The sequence below is a fragment of the Methylibium sp. genome, assembly GCF_013817365.1.
Lineage (GTDB): Bacteria > Pseudomonadota > Gammaproteobacteria > Burkholderiales > Burkholderiaceae_C > Methylibium.
This window is the reverse complement of record NZ_JACDCU010000116.1, coordinates 1-9,634: the sequence shown is the minus strand read 5'-3', so window position 1 is coordinate 9,634 and position 9,634 is coordinate 1. Positions and strand designations below refer to the sequence as shown.

The following is a 9,634-nucleotide window of genomic DNA, read 5'->3' as shown; positions in this document are numbered from 1 at the left end:
AGCTGGGCACGGCCGTGCTCCTCATCCTCGGTCTGCTGTCGATCTGGTTCGAAGACCCCACCCGTCTCGCCACGGCACTGGGCCTGGTCACCGCCGGACTCGCTTTCGCGCTGCAGAAGGTCGTCACCGCGGTGGCGGGCTATTTCGTCATCCTGCGCGGCAGGATCATCAACGTGGGCGACCGCATCGTCATGGGCGGCGTACGCGGCGATGTGATCGGGGTGGACTTCACCCAGACGACGATCATGGAGATGGGCCAGCCGCCTCCCGTACAAGGCGCCGAACCGCCCGTGTGGGTGCAAAGCCGCGAGTACACCGGCCGCATCGTCACCGTCACCAATGCCAAGGTCTTCGACGAGCCGATCTACAACTACACGCGCGACTTTCCTTACCTCTGGGAAGAACTCGCTCTGCCGATCGCCTACAGCGCCGACCGCGGGCGAGCGGAGCGCATCCTGCTCGAAGCCGCCGAGCGCCACAGCGTGCCGATTGCCGAGATGAGCCAGGAAGCGCTGCAGGAATTGCAGCGGCGCTACGTCATAAAGGCGCCCGAAATCCGACCGAAGGTGTATTACCGGCTGACCGACAACTGGCTGGAGCTGACCGTTCGTTTCATGGTCAGGGACCATGGCGTGCGGGCGCTCAAGGACGCGATGAGCCGCGAGATCCTCGGCGCGCTGGAGGAGGCCGGCATCGGGATCGCTTCGGCAACGTTCGAGATCGTCGGATTGCCGCCGCTCGTGATCAACGCTTCGCCAGCCACTCGGCCAGCGTCTGGGGATCCATCGGCTTGACGAGGTGGCCGTCGAAGCCCGCTTCGCGGGACTTGCGGCGATCCTCCTCCTGCCCCCAACCGGTCAGCGCCAGCACCTGCGTGGACCGGCCCCAGGCCTGCTGCCGCAGCGCCCGGCAGACGTCGTAGCCGCTCAGCCGGGGCATGCCGATGTCGAGCAGCACCGTGTCGGGCAGAAACGCCGCCGCTGTCTCGAGCGCTTCGGCACCGTCGTACGCGGTGCGCACCTCGTTGCCCATCAGGCCGAGCATGAGTGCCAGGCTGGAGGCGGCGTCGCGGTTGTCGTCCACCACGAGGATGCGGCGTGCCGCAGCAGTGGCGCCCGTCTCTTCTTCGCCGCCGAGCGAGACTTCGTCCGCCTCGATGGCCGGCAGCCGGATCACGAACTCGCTGCCCCGGCCCTCGCCTTCGCTTCGGGCCTCGACGCTGCCCCCGTGCATTTCGACCAGCCCCTTTACCAGCGACAAGCCGATGCCCAGGCCGCCCTGCGAGCGACCGCGGTCGACCTGCGTGAACATCTCGAACACCGTGGGCAGCAGCGGCGGCGAAATGCCCACGCCGGTGTCGCGAACGCAGACGAGCGCCTCGCCTTCGTGCTTGTGCAACTCCAGCGTGATGTGCCCGCCCGGCTCGGTGTACTTGGCGGCGTTGTTCAGCAGGTTGGCGACGACCTGCGCGAGCCGGGTGGTGTCGGCTTCGACGAAGATGCGCTGCGGCGAAAGGTTGATCGTGAGCTCGTGGCCGGCGGCCTCGATCAGCGGCCGGCTGGTCTCCACCGCCTGCTGCACCACCTTCACCAGCTCCACCCGCTCCCGGCGCAGGTCGATCCTGCCGCGGCTGATGCGGCTCATGTCCAGCAGATCGTCGATCAGGTGCACCATCTGCGCGAGCTGGCGCTCCATCATCGAGCGCGCGCGCTCCAGGGTTTCGGGCTTGTCGCGGGCGAGCTTCATCACCTGCAGGCCGTTGCGCAGCGGCGCCAGCGGGTTGCGAAGTTCGTGGGCCAGCGTGGCGAGGAACTCGTCCTTGCGGCGATCGGCCTCGCGCAGTTCTTCGACCAGCGCGGCGTTGTCGATGGCCACCGAGGCCATCTGTGCGAGCTGCACCAGCACCGCTTCGTCGTCCTCGGTGAAATCGCCTTCCAACTTGTCGGACAACTGAATGAGGCCGACGTTGCCGCTTCGCAAGCCGCTCAGCGGTGCGGCCAGCAAGCCGCGCAGCGGCGGATGCTCGGCCGCGTGCGCTGCGAAGCCTTTCCAGTCCGGGTGGGCCAGCAGCTCGGCCTGCGTCAGGCGCACCGGCCGCCCCAGACTTCTTACGCAGGAACAGATGCCGGAGCCATCCGATTCGGCGTCGTAGTCGCGCCAGCGAGCGTACTTGTCGGACAAAGAGACGCTCACGATCGCCTGGGCCCAGTCGGCGTTCACCGTCATGCAGGTCGCGCAAAGATGCGCGGCGATGAGCTCGCGGGCCTCGTCGTTGACGGCCTCCATGATCGAGCGCGCACCCTGCATGCTGCCCAGCCGCGTCGCGATGTCGGCCAGCCTGCGCATCTGCTCCGAGCGGTCGAGCCGGTTCTGCTCGGCCTGCCATACCGCCTGCGCAGCCCTTTCGCGCTCGATCGCGATGCTGGCGACCTGCCCTGCGAAGCCGGCGATGCGCCGCTCCCAGTCGGTCGGCTCGCGCGCCTCGTCGAAGCACAGCATGAGGGAGGCCACCGGCAGGCCGTCGGGGCCTGCCACCGGTTCGCAATGGCAGGCGAGGATGCCGTGCGCGAGACAAAGCTCGCGCCAGTTCGGTGCCAACCTCGGGTCGTTGGCGATGTCGGTGCACGTGACCGGCTCGGTCGTGTGGACGGCGGTGCCGCACGTGCCGATCGCGACTTCGCTGATCGGCGCACCTTCCAGGCTCTGGCCGAACGAGGGCGCGACATCCTGCGAGAAGGCGCTCTTGAAACGGCTGCGCGTCTCATCGGCCAGCAGCACGGCGGCACGCGCACGCGGCTGAAGCCGGGCCACCGCGGCGGTCACGGCGGTCAGGCACTCCTGCAGTGACTTGCCCCCCGCGACGAGCTCGAGAATGTTCTTTTGCTCGAGCAGAACCGCTTCGGCCCGCTTGCGCTTCGTCACGTCGCGGCACAGCACGACCACGCGTTCGGGCTGTCCGGCGCCGTCGCGCACCAGCGAAACGCTGTTCTGCACCCAGACCGGCGTACCGTCCTTCCTGATGTAGCGCTTCTCGATGTCGAAGTTGGCCACCTGGCCGGCCGTCAGGGTTTCCATCGACGCAAGCGAACGCGCACGGTCATCGGGGTGCGTGATCGCACCGCGGTCCATTTCGGCAAGTTCTTCTCGCGAGTAGCCGGTGATGCGGCAGAAGGAGTCGTTCACCTGCACGAAGCGCCCTTCGAGCGCGGTGAGCGCCACGCCGACGGCCGTGGAGTTGAAGACCGCCGCCAGCCGCTCCTCGCTGGCGCGCAAGGCCTCGGTCAGGCCGGTGCCGACGAGTGTGGTGACTTCAGGGCCGCGATCACTGTTCATCCATTGCTCTCCATCGCTGATGGCGCGGCATGAGCGGCAGCGCGCTGCCTGCGGGGATGCGGCGCTTTCCACCGACGGCCACCCAGGATCGTTGGAGGATTCTGCGACTTCGGTAGGGCCGGCACCAGCCCTCTCGCCGAACGACGCTCTTGCCGTGCCGCGGCGCGCACCGCGGCTCACGCCAACCCGGGCGCGGCCAGCAGCTTTTGCGGCGTCAGGCGCTCGCCGGCCAGCAGCAGCGAGCGCACGGTCTCGAACACCCGCCGGTCGGCAGCGCGTTTAACCGCGTCGCGCGAGGCTGCGGCTTTCAGCGGCATCGAAGGCGCAACCGCCGCAGTAATCGCTCATGCGGTCGATGTAGGCGGCGCCCGAGATGTAAGGCTTGGTCATGAGCAGATCGCGCATCGCGAAGCTGCCCATGTCCAGCACATTGGGCTCGACCACCCAGTCGTAGGCGTCTACGGGCTGTGGGCCGCGCGCGCCATCGGCACGCCGACGCTGAGCCCGGCGAACACGCCGGTGTCGGGTGCATCGCGGCCGCGGCCGGCGCTCAGGCCGATGTCGAACTGCAGCCAGGGCCTGAGCTTCACCGCCAGCGCGGCCAGCGCGTAGGTGCCGCGCGGCTGGGCGGCGTCGACACTGTTGCGGTAAACCTCGAACGTCGCGCTGAAATCACCGGCCAGCCCGCGCTCCATTCCCACGAGGAACTGCCCTCCGTCGTCGCGCGCCGGGCTCATCGCCCGGCCGACATTCAGATACGAGACATTGACGCGAAAGTCGTTCTTGCCCAAGACACGGTTGGCGACGAGCCGCAGTTCGTGATCGGTGCGGCCGCTACCCAGGCCCTCGTCCGCGTCGGCCGTCGGCAGCTTGAGCTGGTAGGCCAGCGCGAAGGCCAGGCCCTGTTCGGGCTCCCCGGCGCCGATGGCCTTGAAGCCCAGCCGCGTATCGCCCCGGCCGGTGGCACGCCCGCCGCCATGCAGGTGCTGCTCCACGGTGGCGTCGGCCTCGAAGTCGATCCGCAGATGCCGGGTGAGCGCGTAGTTCAGCCCCAGGGGCAAGCTGCGCTGCCGGCGGTAGTCGCTAGCGCGAAAGCCGAGGTCGATGCCGGTTTCGACTTGCAGGACGCCGGGCCGCAGAAGCGCGGCCGACTCCGAAACGCCAGGCCGGGTGGGCGAGAGAAGCTCCGGGCCCTGCGCCATCACGGCCCAGGGGAACCCTAGCGAGCAGGCACAAGACAGCGCGACGATTTTCTTCATGCTACGAAGCTGCGTGGGCGTTGAACACGATCATGGCAATCTATATGGACGCCTCCCTGATGTGCAAGAGCGAATTCGGTGTTGGCTCGCGAGGTACGAGGTTGCAGGTCTATATCCGGCCTTTGATGCAGGAGTTCTCGCCCTGCTGGCCCCGATGGAATTCTATGGGCTTGCTCCTCATTCACTCCGTGGACTGTTGAAGTCCAGATCACCATGCAGGTTTGACAAGCCCCGGCTTCGACCCGTTCGCCATCACGTTGGTTGCTCTTGCGCAACCTCAGAAAACTTTGTTCTCCTTTCGCCGTTGGTATGAGCTGTTCGCAGGACCATTGGCGTCCTCAGGCAGGTGCCTTGCTCACCCAACTCGCCTGATACGGTCTGTCGTACTTGAGCAGCGCCCATATCGTTCGCGCCATCTTGTTGGCCATCGCCACGATCACGACGTTCATCGGACGCCGCTGACTGATCCGCTGCTGCCAGGCACTGGAGTGCTTGCCGTGCGTGAGCACGCTCCTGGCGCCGTGAATGAGCAGCGTGCGCAGATACGTGTCTCCGCGCTTGCTGATGCCCAACATGCGCGTCTTGCCGCCGGTGCCGGTGTGCGCCGGCACCAAACCCAGCCAGGCCGCGAACTCGCGCCCGGACTTGAAAGCATCGGCCTGGCCCATGGCTGCGCTGGCCGCAGTGGCGGTGAGCAGGCCGACGCCGGGAATCGCCAGGATGCGCTGGGCATTTCTGTCGGACTTGAGCAGGCTCTTCAACCGCGTCTCGAGCTCCGCCACTTGTTCATCGACCTTGCCCACCCGAGCCCATTGCTCACGCAGGGAGTCGATAACGACCTGCGGCAGCCTTGTTCCCAGCCGCTCCAGCGCATCAGCGATACCCCTGGCCAGCGGAGCGCGCCCTTGGCCGAACACTTCGCCGTATTCGGTGAGCAGCCCGCGCAGTTCGTTGATCTGCATGGTGCGCACCTTGACCAGCTGCTGCCTCATGCGGTGCAGCGCCAGCACGGCTTGCTGTGCCTCGGTCTTGACCGCCACGCGCTTGGTGCCGCCTTGACGCACGGCCATCCAGATCGCCCTCGCGTCGATGGCGTCGCTTTTGTTGCCGCTGACGAACGCCTTGACGGACTTGGCCGGCAGCATCACGACCTCGTGTCCGAGCTTGACCAACTCGCGCGCCCAATGCTGGGCGCCACCGCAGGCTTCCATGCCCACCACGCACGGCGCGCGATCGACGAAGTGCTGCAGGAATTTTGCTCTCCTGATGGCAACGTTTTTGATCTCGCCCGTCTCGGGCTCAACCCAATAGGCCTGAAACACGTTCTTGGCCAAGTCAACGCCAACGACATTCGCAGCGATAGCATCCATCTCGGAACCTCCGGTTCGCCTATGAAGATCTCGATCTTCACCCCTGGGCACTTCGATGCCGTCGGCACGGAGGTTCCGCCCTCCTTGTCAAGCATGGGCATCGCGATCTGCGGCCTCACCTTGCCGAAGCCGGGTGGGAGGCGTCCATTCCATTCACTCCGTTTGGCGGGCAAGCAGGGTCCGCTCGGAGGCAAGCCGCATGCCGCGAACGAGGCTCAACCCAGCGCCGTGTCGAGAATCATCATCAGCACGAAGCCCAGCATCAGCCCGCCGGTCGCCAGCCGCTCGTGACCCTGGCGGTGCGACTCCGGAATGATCTCGTGGCTGATGACCCACAGCATGGCGCCGGCCGCGAAGGCCAGTCCCCACGGCAGCAGTCCGGCCGACAGGCCGACGATCACGGCGCCCAGGACGGCCCCGACCGGCTCCACCAGACCGGAGGCCGCGCCGAGGCCCACCGCCAGGCCGCGGCCGTAGCCGGCGCTGCGCAGGGCGACCGCGATGACCAGGCCCTCGGGCACGTCCTGGATTGCGATGCCGGTGGCCAGCGCGCTGGCGCCCACGGGGTCCGTGCCGGCATAGGCCACGCCGATGGCCAGCCCCTCGGGCAGGTTGTGCAGCGCGATCGCAAACACGAACAACCAGGTGCGCTTGAGTGCAAGCGCGCGGGCTCGCGTCGTCGAGCCTTCCGGGCCCTTGATGAAATGCTCGTGCGGCAGCCAGCGGTCGAGCGCGTGCAACAACGCTGCACCGATCAGGATGCCGGCACCGACGATGCTGCCGGCCCGCCACGGACCCGCGCCCAACGACGCGGCGGCAGCCAGCCCCGGAACGACCAGCGAGAAAGCGCACGCTGCCAGCATGACGCCCGCACCGAAACCGAGCATGGCGTCGCGCGCCCGATCGGAAACCTGTTGTGCCAACAGCACCGGCAGCGTGCCCAAGGCCGTGGCTCCCGCGGCCACCAGGCCGCCCATCAAGGCTTGGCCGACGCGGGGATCGGGAAGCGCGAGGCGTTGCCAGAGTGACCAGCAGGCGACCAGCATCCCTGCGGAGACGATGGCCAAGCCTAACCATTGCCGCGGCTGCAATGAAGCGAGCCGAGCCTTGGAGCGGGGAGGAGGCGTCAGGGTTGCCATGAAGGCGCGGGGCGGCAAGGCACTTTCAGGAAGGCGCAGGGGATGAACAGGCAGTGGCATGCGTGATGCGAACAGCAGGTGGCGCGAAAGAGCAAACCCGATGCCTGTAGGCCGAGGCGCTGCTGCGACAGCAGCGTCCGTTCGGAGGGGGGAATCGCTTTGCTGGCGTCATGGTCGTTGTCCGTCGCGGCGCCGCGCTTGGTCTGAAAGGAGCACACCGGTCACAGCACCGATCCGAAGTCGGTCGTCCCGAGTTGGCCTGGATGGCACCCGGATTGCTTGGACCGGGTTGACGCAACCACTGGAGAGCCCGAATGGCCCTGTCAAGCTCTGATCAAAACACGACCGGCACGACCCCGGCAGAACGCCGCGCCGCGCACGACAAGCTGTGGGACATGGTTCGCGACATTCGCTTCGGCATGCTGACCAGTCGGAATGCCGATGGCGAGTTGCGCTCGCGGCCGCTGACCACGCAGAACCGCGAGCTGGACAGCGACGCGCAGGAGAGCCTGTGGTTCTTCGTGTCGCGTTCGAGCGAGGTGGCGTCCGAGATCGCTGACGACCCGTTGGTCAACGTCGCCTTTGCCGATACCGACAACGACCGCTACGTTTCGGTGTCCGGCTCTGCCCGTCTGGTCGAAGACGTTCAGCGGGTCGAAGCGCTGTGGTCGGCGGCGGCGAAGGCCTGGTTTCCGGGCGGCCCGACCGACCCCGATCTGCAGCTCGTGGCCGTGAAGGTGGAAGGCGCCGAATACTGGGACGTGAAGATCAACAAGGCCACGCAACTGCTCAAGATGGCCCGCGCCGCGGTGACCGGCAAGCCGCCGCACATGGGCGAGCACCGCAAGCTCAGCTGAGCTGCACTGGACCGGCGGGCCGCGGGGCACGCTGCTTGCTCTGGCACTGCGCCTGCCGTTCCGACCCGTCCGAATCTCTCGGCCGTCCCGGCAAGACCCGTCGAAGACATGCGTTGATTCCTCGCCTTCTGGTGGTTGCATCCGAAGCGGTGCCCAACGCCAAGAGTGCGTAGGCGTGAACACGACCCTCTCCAAAGGCTTCATCGCACTGGTCAGCTTCGCGATCTGCCTGGCCCTGCTGTACTGGCTGCAGCCGGTGCTGCTGCCGGTGGTACTGGCGATCCTGCTGACCTTCCTGCTGAGCCCTCTGGTCACCGCCCTGCAGCGCCGGCACGTTCCGCGTGTTCCGGCGGTCGTGCTGGTCGTGGTGCTGGCGATGTCGCTGCTCGGCGGTGTGGGCTGGATGCTCGCGCGCCAGGTCACCAGCCTGGTCGATACCTTTCCGCAGTACGAACAGAACCTCGAGAGTCGGCTCGGCGAACTGCAGGGCGACGGCGGCGGCTTTCTCGACAAGCTGCAGACCATCGTGGGGCGCATCTCGGCGCTCATCGAACGCAACGAAGCCGGCGGCGCGCCGCTCGCCACGGAAGGCGACACCGGCGAAGACGCAAGCGTGCGCGCACCGCCTCTGCCGGTGACGGTCGTGCAGGACAGCAGCCCCTTCCAGCTCGGCCAGATCTGGTCGGTACTCGGGCCCGCGTTGCAGCCGTTCGCGACCGTCGGCCTGTCGGTGGTGCTGCTGCTGTTCATGCTGATCCGGCGCGAGGACCTGCGCGACCGCCTCATCAGCCTGGTGGGGCACGGCCATGTCACCGTGACGACCAAGGCGCTCGACGAGGCCGGCGAGCGCGTGAGCCGCTACCTGCTCACGCAGGCCCTCATCAACGGCAGCTACGGCGTGGTGGTCGCCATGGGCCTGGCGCTGATCGGCGTGCCGTATGCGCTGCTCTGGGGTTTCTTCGCGGCCCTGCTGCGCTACATCCCCTACCTGGGCCCGTGGCTCGCGGCGATCCTGCCGATCGGCCTGAGCGTGCTGGTGTCGCCGAGCTGGACACCGCCGGTGCTGGTCGTCGGCCTGTTCCTGGCGCTCGAGCTGGTGAGCAACATGGTGATCGAACCCTGGCTCTACGGCCGCGGCATCGGCGTGTCGGAGACGGCCACGCTGGTGATGATTGCGTTCTGGACCTGGCTTTGGGGGCCCATCGGCCTCGTGCTCGCTACGCCGCTGACGGTGTGCCTGGTAGTGGTCGGCAAGTACGTGCCGGCGCTCGGCTTCTTCGACACGCTGCTCGGCGACCGGCCGGCCCTCGAAGCGGCCACCGGCTTCTACCAGCGCCTGCTCGCGCGCGACGAAGACGAGGCGGTCGACATCGCGGAGTCGCACTTCGCCGAGAACTCGCTGGTGCAGACCTTCGACGAGCTGCTGGTGCCGGCGTTGGTGCGCTCCCGGCAGGACCTCGAACGCAGCGCGCTCGATGCCGCCGACCACGAAGCCAACGTGAGCGCGACGCTCACCATTACCGAAGAACTCGTCTCGGCGCAAGGCAAGGCAATGCAGGCGCTCGCCGCGCAAGCAGCACGCGAGGCCGGCAAGGCAACGCGCGATACAGCGGGCGAGCCCGGCGCCGCGGCGCACGCTGCGACCGTCGCGGGCGCCGCACCGGCCGGTGCACCGG

8 protein-coding genes are annotated in these 9,634 nt (G+C 67.5%); 3 read left to right on the top strand and 5 right to left on the bottom strand.

Going from position 1 to position 9,634, the window contains the following annotated elements; translation table 11 throughout:
* The coding region (locus H0W38_RS09285; protein ID WP_292453103.1) for a mechanosensitive ion channel domain-containing protein at positions 1 to 794 on the top strand (794 nt) is incomplete at its 5' end.
* On the opposite strand, the gene H0W38_RS09280 is transcribed toward H0W38_RS09285, so the two are convergent.
* The 5 genes from H0W38_RS09280 to H0W38_RS09260 all read right to left on the bottom strand — a co-directional run bounded on the left by H0W38_RS09280 (position 745) and on the right by H0W38_RS09260 (position 7,008).
* Positions 745 to 3,333 (bottom strand): PAS domain S-box protein, encoded by a 2,589-nt coding sequence (locus tag H0W38_RS09280; RefSeq protein ID WP_292453101.1) that lies wholly within the window; start codon positions 3,331 to 3,333, stop codon positions 745 to 747. The two genes, H0W38_RS09285 and H0W38_RS09280, sit on opposite strands and share 50 nt — an antisense overlap.
* Before the next feature lie 176 nt (positions 3,334 to 3,509).
* A complete protein-coding gene (locus H0W38_RS09275) occupies positions 3,510 to 3,650 on the bottom strand; it encodes a hypothetical protein (RefSeq protein WP_292453099.1) in 141 nt (46 codons plus the stop codon).
* Between the two features lie 141 nt (positions 3,651 to 3,791).
* Positions 3,792 to 4,592 carry a transporter gene (locus tag H0W38_RS09270; RefSeq protein ID WP_292453096.1) on the bottom strand — a complete coding sequence of 267 codons (801 nt, stop codon included), beginning with the start codon at positions 4,590 to 4,592 and terminating at the stop codon, positions 3,792 to 3,794.
* Positions 4,593 to 4,930: 338 nt separating this feature from the next.
* Positions 4,931 to 5,962 carry an IS110 family transposase gene (locus tag H0W38_RS09265; RefSeq protein ID WP_292453094.1) on the bottom strand — a complete coding sequence of 344 codons (1,032 nt, stop codon included), beginning with the start codon at positions 5,960 to 5,962 and terminating at the stop codon, positions 4,931 to 4,933.
* A gap of 215 nt (positions 5,963 to 6,177) precedes the next feature.
* Positions 6,178 to 7,008 carry a ZIP family metal transporter gene (locus H0W38_RS09260; protein WP_292453104.1) on the bottom strand — a complete coding sequence of 277 codons (831 nt, stop codon included), beginning with the start codon at positions 7,006 to 7,008 and terminating at the stop codon, positions 6,178 to 6,180.
* Positions 7,009 to 7,415: 407 nt separating this feature from the next.
* On the opposite strand from H0W38_RS09260, the gene H0W38_RS09255 reads away from it, so the two are divergent.
* Positions 7,416 to 7,958: a pyridoxamine 5'-phosphate oxidase family protein gene (locus H0W38_RS09255; protein ID WP_292453091.1), complete on the top strand. Its 543-nt coding sequence runs from the start codon at positions 7,416 to 7,418 to the stop codon at positions 7,956 to 7,958.
* A gap of 175 nt (positions 7,959 to 8,133) precedes the next feature.
* The coding region (locus H0W38_RS09250) for an AI-2E family transporter (RefSeq protein ID WP_292453088.1) at positions 8,134 to 9,634 on the top strand (1,501 nt) is incomplete at its 3' end.